The organism is Pedobacter sp. MR2016-24, from assembly GCF_026239655.1.
Lineage (GTDB): Bacteria > Bacteroidota > Bacteroidia > Sphingobacteriales > Sphingobacteriaceae > Pedobacter.
Genome location: NZ_JAPIVO010000001.1, coordinates 422032 through 445267, shown reverse-complemented (window position 1 = coordinate 445267; position 23236 = coordinate 422032). Strand labels below are relative to the sequence as shown.

22 protein-coding genes are annotated in these 23236 nt (G+C 42.5%); 13 read left to right on the top strand and 9 right to left on the bottom strand.

Annotated features, from left to right (window positions below; translation table 11 throughout):
* Positions 1-4: 4 nt before the first annotated feature.
* The gene (locus OQX62_RS02010) at positions 5-1045 is read right to left on the bottom strand and encodes a FecCD family ABC transporter permease (protein WP_265829714.1); all 1041 of its coding nucleotides are present in this window, start codon (positions 1043-1045) and stop codon (positions 5-7) included.
* Between the two features lie 15 nt (positions 1046-1060).
* Positions 1061-1888 (bottom strand): heme/hemin ABC transporter substrate-binding protein, encoded by an 828-nt coding sequence (locus OQX62_RS02005; protein WP_265829713.1) that lies wholly within the window; start codon positions 1886-1888, stop codon positions 1061-1063.
* Positions 1889-2247: 359 nt separating this feature from the next.
* Here OQX62_RS02005 and OQX62_RS02000 point away from each other — a divergent pair, with 359 nt between their 5' ends.
* The 10 genes from OQX62_RS02000 (at position 2248) to OQX62_RS01955 (ending at position 12358) form a co-directional block, all read left to right on the top strand.
* Positions 2248-4593, top strand: coding sequence for a TonB-dependent receptor (locus OQX62_RS02000; protein ID WP_265829712.1), 2346 nt, complete (start codon positions 2248-2250; stop codon positions 4591-4593).
* Positions 4594-4611: 18 nt separating this feature from the next.
* A complete protein-coding gene (locus OQX62_RS01995; protein ID WP_265829710.1) occupies positions 4612-5172 on the top strand; it encodes a biliverdin-producing heme oxygenase in 561 nt (186 codons plus the stop codon).
* A gap of 10 nt (positions 5173-5182) precedes the next feature.
* A complete protein-coding gene (locus OQX62_RS01990; RefSeq protein WP_265829709.1) occupies positions 5183-5845 on the top strand; it encodes an HmuY family protein in 663 nt (220 codons plus the stop codon).
* 9 nt (positions 5846-5854) lie between these two features.
* The gene (locus OQX62_RS01985; RefSeq protein WP_265829708.1) at positions 5855-6652 is read left to right on the top strand and encodes an HmuY family protein; all 798 of its coding nucleotides are present in this window, start codon (positions 5855-5857) and stop codon (positions 6650-6652) included.
* 14 nt (positions 6653-6666) lie between these two features.
* Positions 6667-7626, top strand: a complete 960-nt coding sequence (locus tag OQX62_RS01980; protein WP_265829707.1) for a hypothetical protein — start codon at positions 6667-6669, stop codon at positions 7624-7626.
* Between the two features lie 64 nt (positions 7627-7690).
* Entirely contained in the window at positions 7691-8299 is a 609-nt protein-coding gene (locus OQX62_RS01975) for a hypothetical protein (protein ID WP_265829706.1), read from the top strand.
* A gap of 213 nt (positions 8300-8512) precedes the next feature.
* Positions 8513-9490, top strand: a complete 978-nt coding sequence (locus tag OQX62_RS01970; protein ID WP_265829705.1) for a hypothetical protein — start codon at positions 8513-8515, stop codon at positions 9488-9490.
* An 82-nt stretch (positions 9491-9572) separates the two neighbouring features.
* Positions 9573-10757 carry a S41 family peptidase gene (locus OQX62_RS01965; RefSeq protein ID WP_265829704.1) on the top strand — a complete coding sequence of 395 codons (1185 nt, stop codon included), beginning with the start codon at positions 9573-9575 and terminating at the stop codon, positions 10755-10757.
* An 81-nt stretch (positions 10758-10838) separates the two neighbouring features.
* Positions 10839-11174: a DUF6686 family protein gene (locus OQX62_RS01960; protein ID WP_265829703.1), complete on the top strand. Its 336-nt coding sequence runs from the start codon at positions 10839-10841 to the stop codon at positions 11172-11174.
* A 53-nt stretch (positions 11175-11227) separates the two neighbouring features.
* Positions 11228-12358 (top strand): BamA/TamA family outer membrane protein, encoded by a 1131-nt coding sequence (locus OQX62_RS01955; protein ID WP_265829702.1) that lies wholly within the window; start codon positions 11228-11230, stop codon positions 12356-12358.
* 22 nt (positions 12359-12380) lie between these two features.
* On the opposite strand, the gene OQX62_RS01950 is transcribed toward OQX62_RS01955, so the two are convergent.
* Complete coding sequence (locus OQX62_RS01950; RefSeq protein ID WP_265829701.1) at positions 12381-13163, bottom strand: O-methyltransferase; 783 nt, start codon at positions 13161-13163, stop codon at positions 12381-12383.
* 42 nt (positions 13164-13205) lie between these two features.
* Here OQX62_RS01950 and OQX62_RS01945 point away from each other — a divergent pair, with 42 nt between their 5' ends.
* Positions 13206-14078: a transglutaminase-like domain-containing protein gene (locus tag OQX62_RS01945; RefSeq protein ID WP_265829700.1), complete on the top strand. Its 873-nt coding sequence runs from the start codon at positions 13206-13208 to the stop codon at positions 14076-14078.
* Here OQX62_RS01945 and OQX62_RS01940 read toward each other — a convergent pair whose 3' ends face one another.
* The 3 genes from OQX62_RS01940 to OQX62_RS01930 all read right to left on the bottom strand — a co-directional run bounded on the left by OQX62_RS01940 (position 14079) and on the right by OQX62_RS01930 (position 17399).
* Positions 14079-14999 carry an alpha/beta hydrolase gene (locus OQX62_RS01940; RefSeq protein WP_265829698.1) on the bottom strand — a complete coding sequence of 307 codons (921 nt, stop codon included), beginning with the start codon at positions 14997-14999 and terminating at the stop codon, positions 14079-14081. It abuts the gene before it with no gap.
* A protein-coding gene (gene prfB / locus OQX62_RS01935; protein WP_265829696.1) for a peptide chain release factor 2 occupies positions 14999-16076 on the bottom strand; the annotation gives its coding sequence in 2 pieces (ribosomal slippage) (positions 14999-16015 and positions 16017-16076; 1077 coding nt in all). Before prfB ends, OQX62_RS01940 begins: the two co-directional genes overlap by 1 nt.
* Before the next feature lie 18 nt (positions 16077-16094).
* Entirely contained in the window at positions 16095-17399 is a 1305-nt protein-coding gene (locus OQX62_RS01930; RefSeq protein ID WP_265829695.1) for an amidohydrolase, read from the bottom strand.
* 122 nt (positions 17400-17521) lie between these two features.
* Here OQX62_RS01930 and pgi point away from each other — a divergent pair, with 122 nt between their 5' ends.
* Entirely contained in the window at positions 17522-19168 is a 1647-nt protein-coding gene (gene pgi, locus OQX62_RS01925) for a glucose-6-phosphate isomerase (protein WP_265829694.1), read from the top strand.
* A gap of 90 nt (positions 19169-19258) precedes the next feature.
* Entirely contained in the window at positions 19259-19801 is a 543-nt protein-coding gene (locus tag OQX62_RS01920) for a DUF4251 domain-containing protein (RefSeq protein WP_265829692.1), read from the top strand.
* A gap of 1 nt (position 19802) precedes the next feature.
* Here the strand turns inward: OQX62_RS01920 and OQX62_RS01915 are convergent, their stop codons facing one another.
* Genes OQX62_RS01915 through dnaG form a run of 3 tightly spaced genes read right to left on the bottom strand, consistent with a single transcriptional unit; the run spans position 19803 to position 23228 of the window.
* On the bottom strand, positions 19803-20900 hold the full coding sequence (locus tag OQX62_RS01915; protein ID WP_265830148.1) for a glutaminyl-peptide cyclotransferase: 1098 nt from the start codon (positions 20898-20900) through the stop codon (positions 19803-19805).
* On the bottom strand, positions 20881-21243 hold the full coding sequence (locus OQX62_RS01910; RefSeq protein WP_265829690.1) for a YraN family protein: 363 nt from the start codon (positions 21241-21243) through the stop codon (positions 20881-20883). The genes OQX62_RS01915 and OQX62_RS01910 overlap by 20 nt, the downstream gene beginning before the upstream one ends.
* Positions 21243-23228 carry a DNA primase gene (dnaG, locus tag OQX62_RS01905; RefSeq protein ID WP_265829689.1) on the bottom strand — a complete coding sequence of 662 codons (1986 nt, stop codon included), beginning with the start codon at positions 23226-23228 and terminating at the stop codon, positions 21243-21245. Before dnaG ends, OQX62_RS01910 begins: the two co-directional genes overlap by 1 nt.
* Positions 23229-23236 lie beyond the last annotated feature (8 nt).

Here is a 23236-nt window from a genome sequence, read left to right as displayed (position 1 = left end):
TCTATTATTGAAGAAGTTTCTTTTTGTCTTTAATTAAAATATAGAGAAATAATGGCGTACCTAAGAGCGCAGTGATTACTCCTATTGGCAGCTCTACCGGAGATACTACCGTTCTTGCAATCAGATCCGCCAGCGTCAGAATCAATGCCCCCAGTAAAGCTGAAGCAGGCAACACGTATTTGTTATCCACTCCTGTCACAAGACGCACCGTATGCGGAACAAGCAATCCCACAAAACCTATTATACCCGAAACAGATACTGAGGCGCCAACTGCCATAGTAGACAAGATCACTACATTCCGCTTTACCTGATTGATCTTTAAACCGAGATGATCTGCCTGCGATTCGCCCAGCGCAAATGCATTCAATGCTTTACCCATAAAAGGAAGCGCAATTACCGGAATCAGTACAAAGGGAAATAGTGCCCATACGGTTTCCCAGGTAGCCCCACCCAAACTGCCAAGCATCCAGAAAGTAATGTTACGCAACTGCTGCTCATTAGCCAGGTAAGTAATCAGTCCCGTCAGCGCCCCGGCCATTGCGTTTATCGCAATTCCTGCCAGCAACATCGTCGCTACATTTGAACGCCCGTCCGTACGCGAGATCTGGTAAACCAGCATCGCAGCCAATCCGGCCCCGGAAAATGCACCAAAGGCTAACAGGTAGTAGCCTATTAAATTACTCAATCCTGTAATCAGTCCAATCTCTAAAGCAATAATTGCTACAGCAATTAATGACGCTCCCGCTGAGATGCCGATCAGACCAGGCTCCGCCAGCGGATTTCTAAAAATACCCTGCACCGCAGCACCTGAGATTCCCAACCCGGCACCTACCAGGATACCGAGTATTACTCTGGGTAAACGAACAATAGTGATCACCGCGTTATATTGCGGCAGTATTTCCTGCTTACTGAACAGGCCTGTTTTTTTGAGCAGAATCAGCATGACTTCCTTTACCGGGATATCCATCGCGCCCATGCCAAGGGAAAAAGATACAGCAATAAATAATGCGGCAGTCAATGCCAAGTAGATAACAGTAGGTTTCATTACTATAGCCGGCAATTAAAGTTGATTATTCAATGCCTTTATAGCCTGATCAAGTCGCACGCTAAAATTTACCAGCAGGTCCGCATCCAACTGTACTATCTTTTTATTTTTACCCGCTTTCGTTTGTCCCACTCCGGGCATTTTTAAAATACTGTTGATACCACCCAGACTATTATAACCGAACTCGAACATCAGGATGACATCAGGATCAGCCTTAATCAGCGCCTCAGTAGTATAGGGTTTAAATTCATTGAATTCCTGGACAGCATTTTTACCTCCCGATAGGGTGATAATCGCATCCATACTGGTTTTTTTACCGGCGACCAGCATTGTACCTGTTCCTCTTGCATAAATAAAAAGAACCTTGGGAACCTTTCCCCCGGTTTTAATAGTCGCTAATGATTGTTTTATTTTTATTTCGGTCTGCTTTGCAAGGATTTCTCCTTTTGAGGCCGACTGAAGAGCGGCAGCTACAGTACGGATAAAGGCAAGCGCGCCGGCAACTGAATATTCCTGTTTAATTCCAACAAACCTGATGCCGGCAGATTTCAACTGGTATTGTATTTCTTTAGACACTGATCCCTCAGGAGCAAGAACAAGATCAGGTGCGAAAGCAATAAGACCTTCGGCAGACACAGAGCGGTTGTTACTTACTTTAGGCAATTTGTTAACAAAGGCAGGATACATGCTGGTTACATCTACCGCGACAATATTTTTCCCAAAGCCCAGGGCATCCGCCGTTTCAGTAAGCGCAGCACTTAACGTGATAATCCGTTTAGGAATAGCAGCATTCACATATAGACTGCTGCAAAGTAACAAAAGCAGATAGCGTATTTTCTTCATGATTGATGGATATCTTCTTGGTTTATCCTGCAAACAACGTGTTTAATCGGTCTAAATACAACCCCTTTATTTCTATTAGTGCAATCCGTATTATGCATAATTAATGGCTAAAGCTGATCAGAAATATTCATATACATCTATACAACAACAAATTACAACACTTTAATGAGAAATTACATTGTGCACATGTGTGATAAAACGATAATTATAATACGGATGGAATAAAACTTAATACGCTTTGAATAAAATTTAATACGCTTTGCACAAATCATATATGGAATTAATTATACAGTTTTGCATCACCAGCTTATTTAGATTGATTAAAAATAATAGGCTAAAAGGGGTCTATCTAATTAAACATGAATAAACTTTATCTGATGTTACTATTATCACTTTTACTAACAACCAGACTTTGCGCCCAGACAAAAGGGAGCTTGAAAGGTATTGTATCAGATGAACAGAACAAAGGTATTCCCGGTGCTTCAGTGTTATTGGAGCCAGACCACAGAACAGTCATTGCAAACAGAAAAGGTGAATTTATAATTGACCAGCTCTATACCGGAACCTATCAGCTAAAAATAACAGCAGTAGGTTACACAGCCTACACTTCGGAAGTCGAGATTAATCCGGAAAACAATGAACAGATAAAAATCCGGCTAAAAGCTGCAGAAAACGGACTGGATGAAGTAAGTATCAGCAGCAGCCATAAAAATCCGGATAACCTGATTGACATGATCAACACAGTAATGCCAAGTACAATCATTACCCGTAAAGCAATAGAACAAATGGGAAGCAGGCGACTGGACGAGGTGCTGAAAGAACAAACCGGATTAGCCATCGTAAACGATATCGGCAATGGCAACAGGGCCGTTGGTCTCCAGATGCAGGGTTTCGACAGTGGTTATACCATGATCATGATAGACGGTCAGCCGATGACGGGCCGCAACTCAGGCAACCTTGATCTCTCCCGGATCACTGTTTCAAACATAGAGCGGATCGAAATCATTAAAGGCGCATCTTCCTGTCTGTTTGGAAGTGAGGCCCTTGCAGGGGTAGTCAACATTGTTACCCGTAAAAATATAAAGGCCGCACAGGGACTCGCTGCATTGCGTTACGGTAGCTTTAATATGGTAGATGCCACATTAGAAGGAGAAACACCATTCGCCGGAAAAAAAGGATCAGTATATATATCGGGGAATTACTACCGAACAGATGGTTTCAATTCCAACCCTTATCTCATCGAAGGAAAAACAGCGCCGCCATTTGACAGCTATGCTTTACAAACAAGAGCCGCTTACCAGCTCAACGCCGTTAATACCCTTAATTTTAACACCCGTTATGCTACCCGTCATTCAGTGAACAATTTGAATTACGGAGTAAAACCGAGCACTGATGTGATGGATGAGCGTGATCTCAACGGCTCTGTTTCCCTGAACAGCAATTTCAGTAACGGTACCAGACTTAAATCTCAATATTACCTTACACGTTATCAAAGCGGACAGGATTTTACCGACCTGAACAGCGGTGCTCAGTTACCGGGAAACCGATTCACTCAGTATCTGCACCGCGGAGAGTTACAGGCAGCGCGTGAATTCAGTAGCAGATTGAGTGTGACTACAGGTACAGGTGCGGCCTATGAACAATTAAATAGCGTGTCTTACAGGGGTACAAAAACAATGACAAATTATTTTATCTACGGGCAGGCCGACTGGAGGGCGACCGGCGCAGTACAATTTACGGGTGGTGCAAGGTTCGATTATCATGATAAATATGGCAGTAAAATCAATCCCAGTCTGGGACTGAAATTTACCCCCATTAAAGACCTCGTCTTTAGAGCGGCAGTAGGTACAGGCTTCAAAACGCCTAACTTTCAACAGCTCTACCTGGTGTTTACCAATATTCAGACAGGATATACAGTATTGGGATCTGAGGAGTATGCAAGAGAAATTAAAATATTGCAGGATGCCGGCCAGATCCTGAATATATGGCCTGTAGCCAACAGAATAGGTGCACTCAGACCAGAGCGTTCTGTATCTTACAGTACGGGGTTCACCTTAACAGCCATTAAGTCGGTAAAGCTGGATGTCAACGTATTTTACAACGACATTAAAAATTTTATCAACTCAGAACAAGTAGCAACAAAAACAAGTAACCAGCAGATATTCTCCTACGTAAATATTGCCAAAGCTTATCTTGCAGGAACGGAGATCGGTATCAACTGGTCGGCCACTCCATCGCTGAACATCAATGCCGGTTATCAACTCCTTTATGCGATTGACCGTGGTGTGATCGATTCTATTAAAAATGAGACCGGACTATTTGCTCAGGTTTATGATACAGAAATCAACAGCTTACGAAAGTCGGAAAGATCGGATTACTTCGGCATGGCCAACCGTTCCCGCCACATGGCCAATATTAAATTTATTTATGAGCACAAAGCTGGCTTCACCGGTTCATTTCGGATAAACTACCGCAGCAAATATGGTTTTATGGAAGCCAACAGGGCGAATAACTTTATCGACAACTATGACACATTTGTGTCTGGTTATTTCCTCTTTAACCTATCCATTCAGAAAACCCTGCTCAACAAACACCTTTCGCTACAGCTCACAGCAGATAATATTTTCGATTACCGCGACCAGCTCATGCCTGCACAACAGGGCAGGGCAATCATAGGGGGCATAACTTATAGATTTTTCAAGTAACAACAAAAAACCAGAAATATGCTAAGTACAAACATCAAAGAAGCGACCAAAGAGGCTCATCTTAATTTAGAAAAAAAAGTAATCCAGAAAATGAAAACGATCCGCAGCAATGCTGACTACGCAGATTTTCTTAAATATTTCTACACTTATTTCAATCAGGTAGAACAGGCCATCGCACCTTACATGACAACCGGACTTTTACCAGACTATAAAGACCGCAGAAACTCTCTTTATCTTAAAAATGATATTGAGGCCCTGGGCGGAAATGTAAATGACATCCGTACCGTGGCGGTACCAGTCATCCAAAATGAATTACAGGCACTGGGTGCATTATATGTGATGGAAGGCTCCATCATGGGCGGTAGTATCATCGTAAAAATGCTCGGAAAAGGCGGCATTACAGAAGGAGTATCGTTCTTCTCAGGATATGGTGAAGCAACTGGCCAGAAATGGGGCGTTTTCGTATCCGTAATGAATCAACAGGCAGCTACTCCTGAACAGGAAGCTATTGCTATAGCTGCAGCTGACGAAACCTTTGTCCGCTTTGGAGATGTATTCCAGGAAGTTACAGTAGCTTAAAACTAAAATAATGAAAAGGAATTTCATCAGGCAAATACTGATTGCAGTTGCAATGATAGCAACCATGCCGGCTTGTACCAAAGAAAACAATGTACCGGAACTGGAAGATGGGGTGAGTACCGTGATCAGAGATCTGGAGGGTGACATTGGTAATACTGTCGGTAGCGGGAAACCTTTTGAACCTTTTTATTTCAGCTTTAAAACCGGGGCAAAGGTAGAAAGCAATAAAAAGGTAAGTACAGAATGGGATATCGCCTTTGCAAAAGAATATAATTCCTACGTATCCATCAACAATGGCACCAGCGACCAGAGCTTTGGTTTTGGTGCCGCCGGAAAAGGTGCCATGATCGTGGTCAACAAGGCATATAATCAGGTAACAGAAGCTCCATCGGACGCGGAGTTCACCAATAATGCTATCACATCCGCAGGGTGGGATTCAGGAGCTGGCAATGGCTGGTATTTCTATGAACTGAAGACACACATTGCTGTACCTGTGATCAACAGAACCTACGTACTACGTACAGCCGAGGGAAAATATGCCAAGTTACAGCTGATCAGTATGTACAAGGGCGCACCTGCAACGGTGAGCGACCTGAACTGGCCCGCACCATATTTCACCTTCCGTTATTATGTGCAGCAGGATGGGAGCAGAAACTTATTGACAGCAGATTAAAAAACGGCAATGACAAATACAGAAAAATACATGAAGCCAAAATTCATTCAACCAGCAAAAAGGATTTTCCTGCTCGCCATCATCCCATTTATGATCAGTGCCTGCGCTAAAAGTGAGGATCCGACACCGGAAACCGCGCCTGAAGTAATAACAGGGACGGTACCCTTTTATAAAGTGCAGCGAGTAGAAAATTTTGCAGTGGAAACCGATGATGCGAATCCTACAGTTCCCAAGTCGGCCGCTTATTACAGTCTGGAAAATAAGATGGAGATTAAAGCCGCTTTCGCAAAAACAGCAAGATGGGATGTAGGCTTCAACGGACTCTATAACAGTTTTCTATCGGGAAATAACGGCGGAAATGCAACAAATCTAGGCTACGGTGCATCAGGCACGGGCGCTATCCTGATTTTGGAGAAATCTTTTGATGAGGTAACAGACATTCCTGCAGAAGCACAATTCAAAACAGGGGGAACTGTAGTTGGAACAGATAAAAACGGAGATTTCGGAGAAGGTACAGGATGGTATCTGTACGATTTCGGCGGGCGCACTGTTGGCGATGGCAGTTACGAGAAAGAACATGTGGCTTATGCTATTGCAGATGGTTTAACGCTCGCTAATGGAACAAAACTGCCAGCCAGAACTATCGTTCTGCGTACTGCTAATGGCAATTTTGCAAAGATTAAGATGATCAGCTGTTATCAGAATGCATTCACACCAGCAACCTGGTTCAGAACTACTCCACATATGTTCTTCACATTCGAATATGTACTGGTACCTAAAGGCAGCACAAAATTTGAAATCAAATAAATAACCAATATAAAATGAAATCTAAATTAATATTATCTGTCGCTTCTCTGTTAATAACAATCGGATTTTCCGCCTGTAAAAAAACAATGGATCTGCCTGAGCTTCAGAATAGCAGAATCACCGGGTATAAAATCCCGGTATCTGACGGTGTAATTACTGGTGTGATAGATGAAGCTGATAAAACCATTACTGTTTATATCCCTTTCTATTACCAGCTGGATGTGATTGATCCGCAAATTAAAGTAAGCGAAGGAGCAAAGATCAGCGAAGAAATATTGCCCGTTGACGTGATGAGTACGAATGTGACTTATACCGTAACCGGAGCAGATAAAACGGTAAGTACTTACAAACTGAATATTGAAGTACAGCAGCTCGGCCCGCTTGTACTCATTGAACCTTCAACGGCTACAACAACAGCAGGATGGGCAATCGGTTCAAAAACAATTAGTATCCAGGGGAATTTTAATACGACAGATCCCAATAAGGTTAAAGTATTTTTAGTGGGAACAGATCAGGTAGAACATCCGGTAACAGGATCAACTCAGGGATCCACAGTTACGCCCGCAATTATTGCCGGACTGAAAACATATACGCTGACCAACCTGCAAATACCGCAGGAGCTGAAAGACGGCGATTACAAGGTCAGAGTAAAAATACAACACCTTACCACCGAAACTACCCTTCCAATAAAGCTCATTTACGGAAGACCTGTTATCGACTATAAAGTGATTACAGTAAAACAGGGGGATACATTTACCATCACTACATCCGGAGAAGTATTTTATGATTTCCAGGAGCTGAGTATTGTAGCCGGAGGTCAGAAGACACTGCTGCCTATCGAATCCTATACACGTACACAGGCAGTCATACGTGTACCTGATCACACACCTGCGGGAACTTATGCACCGACCGCCTTATTTGGAGGTTGGGCAGCTAGTACATTGAACTGGCCGATAAATGTGATCGCCAAATAACCAACCCATGAAACAATCCGGGGCATCAACCCCAAATCAATAATAAATTATAAAAAATTAAAAAATGAAAAACAACATCTTAAAAATCACATTAAGCCTTGCATTAGTTGCCATCCTTGGCGCATCATGTAAAAAAGAAACAGCAGCTCCTTCAGAAAGCGCTCAATTATCATTAAACGGAGCTCAGGCAACCATTCCTGTAAATGGAACCGAGGCTGGTAGTTTCACCAATTCTGCAGCTGTACCATCAGCATCTGGCTGGGGAACGATCGCTTATAACCTTACAGAAAACCTGATCGACAGCGATGATCCCGAAGCATTATTCTCTCAGAATTTCAACGGGAATATTTCTCCGGCTACAGGTTTCTTTTTAAGCTATACTGACCTTCCTTCTGTTGCTAACGTAGCAGATGTAACTTTGGCGAATGTTTCTACTGGCCTGACTGCCGCAACTACATTAGGGAACAACACAACAACTGTTGCTGGGTGGTATAACTATAATACCACTACCAGAACCATAGCACCTGTAGCATCAAGATACATCATCATAGCAAATGCTTCTACAGTAGCAGCAGCTACAAAAGTACTTGTAGTACAGTTAGATTCAATTGTTGGTACTGGTACAGGACCATATAACACAGCTGTAGCTTTCCATACAAAACGATTGAAATAATAAATTAACTGAATAAGCTATTCTAAGCGGATTAAAAAGAGGCTGGCGTACGAGGTCAGCCCCTCTTCTAAAGATTCACCGAGATCTGTCAGCAGAAATACCGCCAGATAAAAGCCCCGGATTGTTTAAAATTACAGGGTAATGAAATTAAAAAAACATTACCCTGTCTTTAAAGGGCTCAAAAATATAAAAAAAAGTCTTTAATGCAACATCATGAAAAATAAATACTTAGGTACAACAACCAGCAGAACTTCTCTCCATCACATTTTAATTCTCTGTTTATTGTTGTTTACCTTTTCTGCCTGTAAAAAAGAATACCCTTCGCTGCCTTATAGTGAAATAATCAATTTCACCATCAAAGACAATACTGGCGCAGCGATCAAAGCTGCGATAGAAAATAACGAAATTACCTTATACTGGCCACCTTCACAGGAAGTACCAGAAAACATATCGCCGGTAATCACGGTCTCTGATAAAGCAACAATACAACCTGCGTCAGGGGCAACTGTAAAATTCAATGAAAATACCACCTTCATCGTTACTGCAGAAGATGGCAAGACGACTACTTATAAATTAAAACCAGTTGTCAATTCTACCAGGCCTTATATCAGCTCGGTGTCCATATTGGATTACAACGGGTATTTTTTTACAGAAATCAATGCGAATATCACCGTGAATGGTGATTACTTCAACACGAATGCAGGTCTTACTAAAATATATTTCATCAATAACGATAATGCAGAAATTCCCGCAACAATATCCAGCATTACGCCTATCCGGGCAGATGTAACAACAGCAACGCCGGGTTTGTATCAAAAAGTTAAAATAGTATCAAACAACCGGTCTTTCACCATAGATAAGACATTTGAAGTACTTGCAAAAAGTCCGGCTCCAAGATTAGCTACGGCACCGGTTACCACAGCTGTTACCTTAAAGCGAGGTCAGGAGTTCGCCTGGAGCGGCGGTGAAAACATGGAAAAAGTTACACTCGTGCAGATAAGAAATAGTGTAACAAGGGTGATCGTCTCACTTACACTGCTGGAAGCAAAAACTACCGGCTGGTCATTGAAAGTTCCCGCTGATTTTCCTGTTGGCACCTACTCTCTGATCCTCTACACTTATCCGGAAAGCAAGTATTATGCGGGTGGCAGGGCGACTATTTCTACGCCGCTCATCACGATAACTGAATAACACATTCATCAGACAGGAGAACATGATTCATAGATTTAAACGACAGCTTTATTGTATATTTTATCTGGCAATAACTTTGAGTATGATCTCTTGTAAAAAAGACTCCCCTGTTACGATCGAAGTACCCGTATCACCAACGACAGGAACACGTACCGAATTTACACTGGACTCTATTTATCTGTATGCAAAACAAGTATACCTATGGAATGACGTCCTTCCCACTTATGCCGAATTTAATCCACGTCAATACGCAGCGATAAATCCTGAAATCACGGCATTTAAAACTGAGCTGTTTAACTATTCACAGCTAAAAATAAATTCAGCAACAGGAAGTCCGTATGAATTTTCGTCTGGCGGCACATCATCAAAATATTCGTATCTCCAGAGCGGAAATACTACCGGTGTAAGTGCGGCAACTGGTACAGCAACTGATCAGGCCATTCTAAAAACCGCCCTGATCAGCTCCGGAAATCAGCAGATCGCCTATATGGCACTGGGATCGTTCCCCAGACTCAGCTTATGTAAAACGGCCCTTGATGATGCGTTCGCTATGCTCGCAGCGGCGCATCCGGGCATTCTTGTGATTGATTTAAGAAGCAATGGCGGTGGCTATGTAGAAACAGCAGAATACGTCGCCAACCTGGTTGCAGGTACCTCCTTAAACGGGAAAGTAATCTACTCAGAGCAATATAATACGCAGTTGCAGACAGGGAAAGCAACGATCCTTAAAAATCAGCCTTACTACGATAATGAAGGGAAAATGGTGATGTACAATGGAAGAATGGCCACTATGGCCGACGTTAATTTCACGGAAGCCGGAAACACACATTACTTCAGTAAAAAAGGAACTCTGGAAACCATTACAACCGTTTATTTCATCGTATCCACCCATACCGCATCGGCCAGCGAGCTATTGATCAGCAGTCTGAAACCCTATTTTAAAGTGAAGCTTGCCGGCTCAACAACCTATGGGAAACCAGTTGGATTTTTTGCGATAAACATTGATAAATACACGGTCTATCTCGCCAGTTTCCTGATCAAAAATGCCAGCGGATGGTCAGACTACTTTACAGGTATTCCTGCAGACATTACCATTTCCAACCCTGCAAACCCAATACTGGGAGATCCTGAAGAAGACTGCCTCAGGGCTGTATTAAAAGACATAAACGGCACAGCTACACGATCTTCCTCGGTGCAGGCAACTCGTAACAGTCCCCTGATATTACCTGAAGAACAGATGATAGAAAACAGGTTAAAACTAAAATGAAATGCGCGCTCCCGTCCTGGCCCCAGTACTATTTTGTTGCCGGGTCAGGATTGCATTAAAGAAATAATAAAACCCAATTATATGTGTAAAACAATAGTTTTAAGTTCAGGAGAACACACGGCAATCTCACATTGTCCCTGCTGCAAAGTATATTACGTATGGCATAATAACCTTGTACTTTCCTTTTCCGGGCAGGAATTTCTCAGCTTCAGGGAGATCATAACAAATGCATCTTTCACAGAAACCTCCCTGCCTTTCCCTGATAAAAAGGAAAGGATTTTATTGCGCAGTCCCAACGAAGACATCAGCTTTGCGTTCACCTCGGAAGAACTGGAAGAGTTCAGGTCCATGCTGAACGAAGCCATTTATATGAAAGAGGTCTATACCTTAATGGGAACAGAACCCGGTACAAGGTAATTCGTTCAAATTGTTTAATTTCGCCGGCTATACCTATTATCCGAGTCATTAAAATGAAACGATTCCTGATCTGTAACTTCCTTCTGCTCTCTGCCTTTTCTGGATCAGCCCAGATGAAACTGATTAAACGTATGTTATCAGAAGATGTAGATACCACGCGTAGAGCCAGTTTTATGCCCCTGCCCTTATTAAGGTATTCCCAGGAAGTAGGACTGGAATTTGGCGCCGGAGGTTTATATTCTACTTATGTAGATAAAAGTGACAGCACTAACAGGAGTTCAAATTTTGCTGCTGTTTTATCCTATTCCACCAAGAAAACTTATAATGTGAGTTTGAAAGGGGATGTGTGGACCAAACACAATGCCTATCACCTTATCGGTGAGATGCGTTTCCGCAGTATGCCGTTCGACTTTTTCGGCATCGGTAACCAGACACTGGAGTCCGGCAAAGACCGGATTGTACAGCACCAGGTAAAGGCTATGTTCGATGTAGAGAAAAATATACTTCCTTTCACTTATACAGGAGTATCCCTGGGATTTGAAAATTACAGTTTCAAGGATAAAGAAATCGGTGGTTTATACGATACTAACCCCGCAGTACTGGGAAAACCAGGTGGCAATGTACTCTTTATTGGCGTTTCGCAGACATACGACACCAGAAATTCAAATAATTACCCTACTAAAGGATTTTTTGGTCGCGTTTCCTATCAATATGCACCTGATATTTTTGGAGGAAATGATTTCAGTGGCAGCCAGATCCGTGTAGTATTACGTAATTTCTGGCCGCTGGCAAAAAAGCTGGTACTGGGCGTAAATGGAATATATTATACCGTTCAGAGTAACAGTACGCCATTTTACCTGCTGCCACAATTAGGAAACGATGAGATCATGAGGGGTTATTACTCCGGCCGCTACCGGGATGAGAACCTCCTTGCGGCACAAACAGAATTAAGGTATCGCTTTAGTAATCGATTCGGCCTGGTTGCTTTTGGGGGCGGTGGACGCGTTTTCGAAAACGGCGGTTTCTCGCTGAAACAGTTTAAACCATCTTATGGTGCCGGAATCAGGTATTTCTATGACCCTGCTAAGGGATTAAGTGTAAGAGCAGATTATGCTGTTGGAGAAAAACGCAGTGGTGAAGCCAGACAATCAGGCTTCTACCTCAGTCTGGCGGAAGCTTTTTAAAAAATCAATAAATAAAGCTGTCCTAAAATTTGATCTTAAAATGCTCTTTTACCTGTCCTTTTTTAAAGTAAACCAAACCTATCCAGAAAAGATCGACAGTCACCGTTACATCCGGGTGACTTTTGATTTCTTCCCATGCTTCTTTCATCCCTTTACTCCAGTAAATATCATCAAAAATCAATAGTGAGTGCTCATGTACTTTAGGCAAACACCACTTAAAGTAGTTGATAGTAGCATCTTTGCGGTGATTACCGTCGATATAGACAAAATCCAGTTGTGCACTTTCTTCGATCACTTTAGGTAACAACTCATCAAAATTACCTACCTGCAGCTCCACATTTTCCAGCTCCAGTTCCTTAAAATTCTGATATGCTTTTTTAGCAGTCTCCGGACAGCCTTCAATGGTAATGATATCTGCCTCGGGACAAGCTTTGGAAAGATAGGCGGTAGTGATACCCAGGCAGGTACCAAGCTCCAGCAAGTTTGCAGGATTACTGCTCTTTGCCAGCCTGTAAATTAACTGGGCAAGTCGCGGCGACTTTAATGCATTTTTTGCAATCTCTTTTACAGGTTTTGTACGGTTTTTGTTCAGGTGAGAGCCGGCACCAAGGTCTGTAACGTTGATTATGGCATCGTCATGTAAAAGTTTTTTTCTTTGCTGCTCAACACTATTGTATTCAGTTTTGGACTTAAAATCGTAAATTACCTCATCCACCAGCTTATAAACAAAAGGTGAATGTGTACCATGCCTGCTTTTAGCGGTTAAACGATGCTTCAGAAAATCACTGACAAATTGTAATACCATAGCGCAAAAATAGGTAAACACGCAATTGTAATAGCATATTTAATGGAAAATAGTACAGAAATAAGCGCATTGGTAAAATTACTGGATGATCCTGATCCGGAAGTCTTTCAGCACGTAGAAAAACGCCTGCTTGAACATGGCAGTTCTGTGATTCATTTTCTGGAAACAGAATGGGAAAAATCGCTGGATACCCTGCTGCAGGAAAGAATTGAGAACATCGTACATCAGATTCAGTTTAACAATGTAAAAGAAGATCTGAACCTTTGGTACCAGAGTGGTGCATTTGATCTGCTGCAGGGAGCAATGGTCATTAACCGCTACCAATATCCTGATCTTGATGAAAGTAAAATTCTGATCCAGATTGAAGATATCAAAAGAGATATCTGGCTGGGATTACAGCATGAAATGAGTTCGGTGGAGAAGATTAAACTCATTAACCACATCTTTTATACGGTATACGGCTTTAGCGGAAATACAAAAAACCATCACGATCCGCAGAATTCCTATATCAGCCAGGTGCTGGAAAGCAAAAAAGGAAACCAGATTTCGCTTGCAATCATCTATTCTACACTCGCACAGAAACTGGATATCCCTGTATATGGCGTTAACCTGCCACAGCATTTTATCCTCGGTTATATCGATCAGAGTAAAATAGAAGACCACGAATTTGGGGTGCTTTTTTACATCAATGCTTTTAACAAGGGATCCATTTTCGGGAAACATGATGTAGACCAGTTTTTACGCCAGCTCAACCTGCAGCCGCAGCCGGGTTTTTACGCACCCTGCAGTAATGTAGAGATTATCCGAAGGATTATACGTAACCTGGTATCTGCTTATGAAAACTTAGGCTCAGAGGAAAAGGTAAAGGAACTGAAAGAATTACAGAATATCCTGTTGAGTGATGACCTTGATTGATTATAAAAATTTATTCGACTTCATCCAGTTTTCCAATCTCGCAAACCACTCATCAGCAGTGGTTTTATTATGTAAGCCAAATCCATGTCCGCCTGCCTGATAGAGATGTGTTTCTACTGGCACCTTGTTTTTAACCAGCGCCTGATTAAATAAAATACTGTTTTCTACAGGTACCGCATCGTCATCATTCGCATGAACAAGAAAGGATGGAGGTGTATTCGCATTCACCCCCATCTCATTTGAAAAATACTCTCTTTGCGCCTGTGAACCGTCCTTCCCTATCAGATTATGCATCGATCCCACATGAGGGGATGACAGAAAACTAATCACAGGATAAATCAATACTGCAAAATCCGGTCTTAAACTTATTTTTTCAGGATTCGCAATTTTGCTATCCATATAATGTACCGTTAATGTAGAGGCAAGGTGTCCGCCAGCCGAAAAGCCCATGATGCCGACCTTCGCAGGGTCAACACCCCATTTGTCTGCATTTTGACGAACTGTATAAATGGCCTGTTCAGCGTCTTGTAAGGGAGCGAACGATTTATCTTCCATGATACTGTCTTCCGGCAGACGATATTTCAATACAAAGGCTGTAACGCCTATTTTTGCAAAGGTTAGTGCCACCTCTTCACCTTCATGCCCGATAGCCAGGTGCGAATAACCACCACCCGGACAGATGATCACAGCCGTCCCGTTACTCTTCCCTTTTACAGGCTGATAAACAGCCAGCGTAGGATGAAAAACTTTACTCAGTCCGGCTACTTTACCCTTATTTAATGTTTGAATCTCTTTGTAAGCAGCGGGTATCGCTTTAGCACCAGGGATTTTTCCCGGATATAAATCCATCACCTGTTGTGCTTTTAAAAAATTAAAACCAGTTATTCCCATCAGTATACTTAGCAAAAAGATCTTCTTCATTAGAATTCCATTAAATAGGCTTTTAAAAATTCATTTAACTCCCCGTCCAGCACACCCTGCGCATTAGAGGTCTCATAGTTTGTTCGCAGATCTTTAACCAGTTTATACGGATGTAAAACGTAATTCCTGATTTGTGATCCCCATTCTATCTTCATCTTGGAACCTTCAACAGCGGCAGACGCTTCCATACGTTTCCGCATTTCAGCCTCATATAACTGGGAGCGCAGTAAACGCATAGCATTTTCCTTGTTCTGCAATTGAGAACGCGATTCCTGATTTTTGATCACAATGCCCGAAGGTTTGTGGTACAACCTAACCGCAGTTTCAACTTTATTTACATTCTGCCCGCCGGCTCCACCGGAACGGAAGGTTTCAAATTCTATCTCAGAATCCTTAATATCAATTTCAATGGTATCGTCTACCAGGGGATAAACGTAAACAGAGGCAAAGGAAGTATGTCTGCGTGCGTTAGAATCGAAGGGAGAGATACGTACCAGACGATGTACTCCATTCTCACCTTTCAGATAACCATAAGAAAACTCACCGGCAAACTGCAGCGTTACAGATTTTACTCCTGTAACCTCACCAGCCTGAAAATCCTGTTCGGTCACCTTATAGCCATTCTTTTCGCCCCACATGATATACATCCGCATCAGCATTGCTGCCCAATCGCAGCTTTCAGTACCGCCTGCCCCTGCAGTAATCTGCATCACGGCATCCAGCTGGTCTTCTTTACTGCTCAGCATGTTCTTCAACTCCAGATCTTCTATCAGTCGCAGACTTTTTTCATACTGCTCTTCCATCTCCTCCTTCGTCGCATCTCCTGATTGCAGGAAATCGAATAACACCTGTGTATCTTCAAATTCAGCATTCGCTTTCTGCCAGGCGTCTGTCCACACCTTTTTAGAATTCATCTCTGCCAAATGCTTTTCAGCTTTCTTGGGATCATCCCAAAAACCTGGTTGTAAGGTAAGCTCCTGTTCTATATAAATAGCTTCGAGTCGGGTTTCGACGTCAAAGATGCCTCCTCAGCGACGCTAATCTGTCCCTTAAATCCTGTATTTGTTCTTTAGTCATAATCGCAAATATATAGTATTATTTCTTTATCGCCATATAATCGAGCGCCAGGTTGGCCAGTGCTTTTACCCCCAGTACAAAACCTCCTTCATCGATATAAAAATCTGGCGTATGGTGTGAGGGCGACTTCAACGGATCTTTCCCTTTAGGCATTCCGCCAAGGAAAATGAATAAGCCGGGCACTTTTTCCTGGTAAAAAGAGAAATCTTCTGCTCCCGTTACCGGCAGTCTGAGCTGAAGATGCGCTGCACCCGCAGTCGCCTTTAAACTAGGCAGCATCTTTTCCGTAAGTGCCACATCGTTAAACGTAACCGGATAATGTGTAGTATAGGGAATCCTGACCTCAGCTGTTCCTCCTCCTGCTTCAGCAGTTTTGGTAGCAATAGTCCTGATTCGTTCTATAAACATAGCTTCATCTTCCTTACTGAAATTCCGGATGGTACCCAGCATCTCTACTTTCTCAGGGATAATATTTGATCTGATACCACCATTGATAGCCCCGATAGTCACCACACCCGGGTTTTCTGTTACATTCAAATTCCTGCTTACAATTGTTTGCAGGCTATTTACGATCTGCGCAGAGATGACCACAGGGTCAATACTGCTCCAGGGATAAGCACCATGTGCCTGTTTTCCATTTACAATGATCTGCATATCATTCACCGCAGCCATTGTTCCGCCAGGGCGATAGGTGATATCACCAACCGGCGTCTGAGAATTAATATGCAGTCCGAAAATGACCTCTACTTTAGGATTGGCCAGTACACCTTCTTTCACCATACGTTCAGCACCACCTTCTTCACCTACCGGTGCCCCTTCTTCTGCAGGCTGAAAGATAAACTTTACCGTACCAGGAATCTCTTTTTTCATGGAAGCCAGTACTTCTGCTACACCCATGAGGATGGCCACATGTGAATCATGCCCGCAGGCATGCATTACCCCTACCTCCTGACCATTATAGGTAGTCCTTACCTTGGAGGCAAAGGGAACATCCACCCGCTCCGTTACGGGCAACCCATCCATATCTGCTCTTAGTGCAACCACTGGTCCCGGTTTGCCGCCTTTCAGTATCCCAACCACTCCGGTTTTAGCCACCCCCGTAATGACTGTCAGTCCCAATCCCTCCAGGTGTTTGGCTATAATGCCTGCCGTTCTGGTTTCACTGTTTCCCAGTTCCGGATGTTCGTGGAAATCCCGCCTCCATTCAATTACCTTTTGTTCAATTCCGGCAGCCTTTACAGCTACCTCTGCCCTTAAGGTTTTTTGCTGCGCAAAGGCGGGCGCAGAGAGCAATACCAGCAGATTAAAGTAAAGTAGTTTCATACGCAAGTCTTTTTTACGTTAAATATAAGTTAATACGTCCGATTATTTTTTATCGGCAGAAAAATTGTACCTGATTTGAGCAGATAAAATAAACTGTTACATTTACAAAAACAATAACCATTATGTTACCAACCATAAACTTTACAGAGACGGCAGCCTACAAATATCTGGCTGATCACTTCATTGATATTAATGAGAAAAATTTAAAGCAATTGTTTGCGGAAGATGAGCAGCGCTTTGAAAAATTCTCGGTGATTTTTGAAGACATCCTGGTAGATTATTCTAAAAACAGGATCAACGACACTACTTTCGCTTTGCTGGTACAGCTGGCCAGAGAATGTAAACTGGACGAAGCGATTAAAGCGATGTTTAGCGGAGATAAGATCAATCAGACAGAAGACCGTGCTGTGTTGCATACTGCATTACGTAACCAGAGCAATACGCCTGTTTATGCTGATGGTAAAAATGTAATGGATGATGTAAATGAAGTGCTGGCTAAAATGGAGAAATTCAGTGACCAGATTATATCCGGCGCATGGAAAGGTTACACCGGAAAAGCAATTACCGATGTCGTGAATATTGGTATTGGCGGTTCAGATTTAGGTCCGGTGATGGTAACTGAAGCATTAAAGGCCTATAAGAACCACCTCACTATGCATTTTGTATCAAATATTGATGGTACACATATAGCAGAAACGTTGAAAACCGTAGACCCTGAAACAACGCTGTTTATCATTGCTTCAAAGACTTTCACTACACAGGAAACTTTAACCAATGCCAATACGGCGAAGGACTGGTTCCTGGGTAAGGGCGCTCAACAGGAAGATGTAGCTAAACATTTTGCTGCCTTATCTACCAATGCAAAAGATGTATCCGCTTTTGGAATTGATACGGAAAACATGTTCGGCTTCTGGGACTGGGTTGGCGGAAGATACTCTCTATGGAGCGCAATCGGCCTGCCTATCGCTTTAAGCGTAGGCTTTGCTCATTTTAAAGAATTACTGGAAGGTGCACATGCAGCAGATCAGCACTTTGAAAGCACACCGTTTGAAAGTAATATCCCTGTAATCCTGGGTCTGCTTGGTGTTTGGTACATTAATTTCTTTGATGCAGAAACACAGGCTATTCTTCCATATGATCAGTATATGCACCGTTTTGCTGCTTATTTCCAGCAAGGTGACATGGAAAGTAACGGTAAACATGTAGACCGTAATGGTAAAGAGGTAACTTATGAAACAGGTCCGATTATCTGGGGCGAGCCGGGTACAAACGGTCAGCATGCATTTTATCAACTGATTCATCAGGGAACGCGTCTGATCCCTTGTGATTTTATTGCACCTGCACAGAGTTTAAACCCTATAGGCGAACACCATCCGATTTTATTGTCTAACTTCTTTGCACAAACAGAAGCCCTGATGAACGGTAAAACAGATGAGCAGGTTACTGCGGAGCTGAAAAAAGAAGGTAAATCTGACGAAGAAATACAGCAACTGGCACCTTTCAAAGTTTTTGAAGGAAACAGACCAACCAACTCTATCTTATTGAAAAAAGTAACGCCACGCAGTCTGGGCAGCCTGATTGCAATCTATGAACATAAAATCTTTGTTCAGGGCATTATCTGGAATATCTTTAGTTTCGATCAGTGGGGTGTGGAATTAGGTAAACAGCTGGCAAAAAGTATCCTCCCGGAATTGAAGGATGATGCGCCGGTTTCTACACATGATACCTCTACAAACGGTTTAATCAACCAGTATAAAAGCTGGAGATAACTCCCGGAATCAACCATAAAATCTGAGCGTTTTTATGTGTATATTAAACTTTTATACAGGCAGACTGTCTATATATAAAATGATATACATATGAAAACGCTTAAAAATATCTTCCTGGCTGTTTTACTACTTTCGGTAACACAGCTAAAAGCACAGACAGACAAAGCGACTACCCAAAAAATTATTGATGCGCAGAACTATGTATTTGTCGCAACAATGGCTTTTCCAATGAACTCTGCCGACATCAGTAAGATCCTGAACAGGATGCCCGGTGCAAACAGTGGCGGTGCAATTAACCTGAACGGATCAAATTACGACCTGAACGTGACGAAGGACAGTGTAGTTGCTTTTCTACCTTATTATGGCCGCGCTTTCACTGCCAGAATAGGCAACAATGAAGGCGGAATCAAGTTCAAATCAAAAGATTTCACCTATAAAAAAGAAGTCCGTAAAAAAGGCGGCTGGATCATCTCCATTAAACCAAAGGATGTAAAAGACGATTTTAACGCCAACTATAATCTGATGCTGAATGTAACTACCACTGGTTACGCTACCTTAACGGTGAATAGCAATAACCAGCAGCCCATCACTTTCAACGGGTATCTGGCAGAACAAAAAGTCAAAAAACAATAATCTATTTCTGACCGGCAGGAATAACTGCGATATGAAACAACTTATCAAACTTCTTTCCGGTCACAAATAATCTCTTTCCTGCAGCATCCCAGGCAATGCCATTCAGCACGTCTGTATTCGCGAATCTGTCTTTATCAGGCAATATTCCGGTCAGGTCAATATATTGCTCTATAGCGCCGTTTTTAGGGTTAATCACCGCAATTTTATCTGTTTGATAAATGTTAGCATAAATCTTCCCGTCAATGTACTCCAGTTCGTTCAACTGATCAACAGCGCCATTGTTGTCATACACATCAATATATTGTTCTTCTTTATAATTGTCTTTATTCAGGAACCAGATCCTGTTGGTCCCGTCAGATTTAATCAGCTGCTGTCCATCAAAAGTTAATCCCCAGCCTTCTCTGCTGTTCTGGTAAGGAAAAGTGTCCAGTAAGGCTAATGACTTCCCATCATATACAAAACCGACATTTTCCAGCCAGGTCAGCATGATAATTTTATTACCTACCATAGCAGAGCCTTCGCCGAAATATTTTTTGTCGAGGTCAATTTTCTGTATCGCTTTACCGGTCTGAAGTTCTACCCATTTTAACTGGGAGTATCCACGCTCACCTGTACTTTCCAAAAACCGGCCGTTATGGTATTCCAGCCCCTGCGTATAAGAAGCGGTATCATGAGGGTAGGTATTTACTACTTTATAGGTGAATTCAGCAGGTTTAACGGCAGACTTCAATACGATATTAATCGTTACCGTATCTTTTTTAGCACCATTGTCAACAACAGCAGTGATCAGTTTATACCCCAGTGAAAGGTCCTTCGTCTGAAACGCAAACTGTTCTCCATTATTTTTTGTACCTACAGACTTACCATCCAGCAGATAATCAACCGAAGTCACTTTAGCATCCCCCGGCAAGTCCAGTTGTACTTTCACCTCATCACCCAGACTAAAACTCTGCCCCTGCTCAGGAAGTTTAAAACCAATTGCTTCCACTTTATCTTCATCATCCTTACAAGAAGAGACCACACTGCCAACAAAAGCCGCAGCAATCAGAAAAGTTATTTTACGGGAACTAAAAATGGTACTAAGTCGGCCAAAATGCATCTTCAATATGATTAATTTTATAAATGTCCTTATTTTCAAAAACTATTGCAACTATATCAAAGCGTATTTCGCCCTGATGATTTTTTCTTTCTATATAAACCGAAGACGCAAACTCCATTTGTTTCTCCTTCTTCCAGTTTACAAAGTCTTCCGGCTCGCCATGATCCACAGACCGCCTTGTTTTCACTTCCACAAAGATGAGCTTTTCTTCATGAAAAGCAATCAGGTCAATCTCTGCCCTTCCATAAACCCAATTCTTTTCCAGTATGTGATAACCCCGATCTGCCAGATAAGTTTCTGCTAAAATCTCTCCATATCTGCCAAGATCATTGTGTTCTGCCATTATTTCAAAATTACAGAGCCCAGAAACTTAGAAATTTCACGTTCTACATTTTTTATAAACGCATAACGCTGCATTAATATTTCCTGATTTACAGGATCAATTTCCGTTTTAATTTCCTGCAACAAACCCAGCAGCATCCGGTCTACCTTTCTCTTTTTCAAATGGAACAATCCGCCCAGGATAGTAGCTTTCAGATTCACCGTCTCATCCCTTACATAAATCTTATGTTTGTTATACCAGTTTTCACTTAGCGAATAAGGTGAGGTGGACAAGGTAATGGCTAAATCGGCAATATCGCGGTTCTCATTTTTAATAAACTGGTTAGCTACCGGTAAATGACCGTTTTCGATTTCCTCTTTATAATTTTCAATAATCATTCTGCAGGTCTCATCCTCGAAAGTAACATCCGAAAGATTCTGCATGATAAATGAACCGATATACATATTATCAATCTTATCCCAGCTCACCAATTCATGCCCGAAAGCAAGCAACAACCTGATGATTTCATGCTCCTGCAGTAAATCATCATCTGCCTTAACTTCAGGTTCCGGCTCCAGCAGCGGTTTGTCCGGATTATCATCAAAAAGATTATCCGGCGGACCATCCTGGAAAGGTGATCCGGGAGAGAACTGCTGCTTAGGCTGATATTGCTGCTGCTGTTTTTCACCTGCCTTTTTAAACTTGGCCACGCGCATTTTATTCAGCTCCGTCAGCAACATCCGCTCTTCTACCTGCAGGATATGGCTGCATTCCCTGATAAATACGGATGCCTTGATATCGTCAGGTATCTTAGCGATACTTTCTACAATATCCCTGATAATGCCCGCACGTTTAATAGGGTCATTACCCGCTTCCTTTAGCAGCGTATCCGCTTTGTATAAAATAAAGTCTTTACGACTATTTTCGATGTAATTTTTGAAAGCCCCGGCACCAACCTTGTGCATATAAGAATCGGGGTCATGCCCTTCAGGAAAGTTGACTACTTTCACATTCAGCCCCTCTTCCAGAATCATGTCCAGTCCGCGCAACGAGGCCTTAATTCCCGCAGCATCCCCATCATATAAAATGGTTACGTTCTGCGTAAAGCGGCCGATCAACCGGATCTGCTCGATGGTCAGTGAGGTACCAGAAGATGCAACAACATTTTCTACTCCAGCCTGATGCACGGAAAGCACATCCGCATAACCTTCCACCAGGTAACAGTTATCCGCTTCACGAATTGCTTTCTTAGCCTGGAACAGGCCGTACAGCACATTCGACTTATGGTAAATTTCACTCTCCGGAGAGTTTACATATTTAGGAACTTTTTTATCCGTTTTTAGTGTACGACCACCAAAGCCGATCACGCGACCTGTAAAACCATGGATCGGGAACATTACCCTACCCCTGAACCGGTCGTACAGCTTCCCTTTATCATTTCTGATCGCCAAACCGCTACGCTCCAGGAATTCCTCCTTATGTCCGGCAGCAGCAGCACTTAAGATCAACGCATCCCATTGATCCGGCGAATATCCCAGTGCAAACTTTTTGATGATGTCCTCACGAAAACCACGCTCTTTGAAGTAGCTTAAGCCTACAGCGCGACCTTCCTCACCGGTCCATAATTCATTACTGAAATAATTAGCACCATACTCAGAGACTACAAATAAGCTCTCCCTTGCATGATTTGCTTCAATATCACGCGGAGTTTCCTCCTTCTCTTCAACTTCAATATTATACTTCTGCGCCAGGAACTTCAAAGCTTCCGGATAGGAATACTTTTCATGATCCATGATAAAGCGCACGGAATCCCCTCCCTTACCGCATCCAAAACATTTATAAATACCTTTAGTTACAGAAACGTTAAACGAAGGGGTCTTCTCATTATGAAACGGGCAGTTCCCAATTAAGCTGGTACCACGTTTTTTTAAGGAGACAAAATCACCAACAACCTCCTCAATACGGGCGGTGTCCATGATCTTGTTAATGGTATCCTGATTGATCATTAATAGAA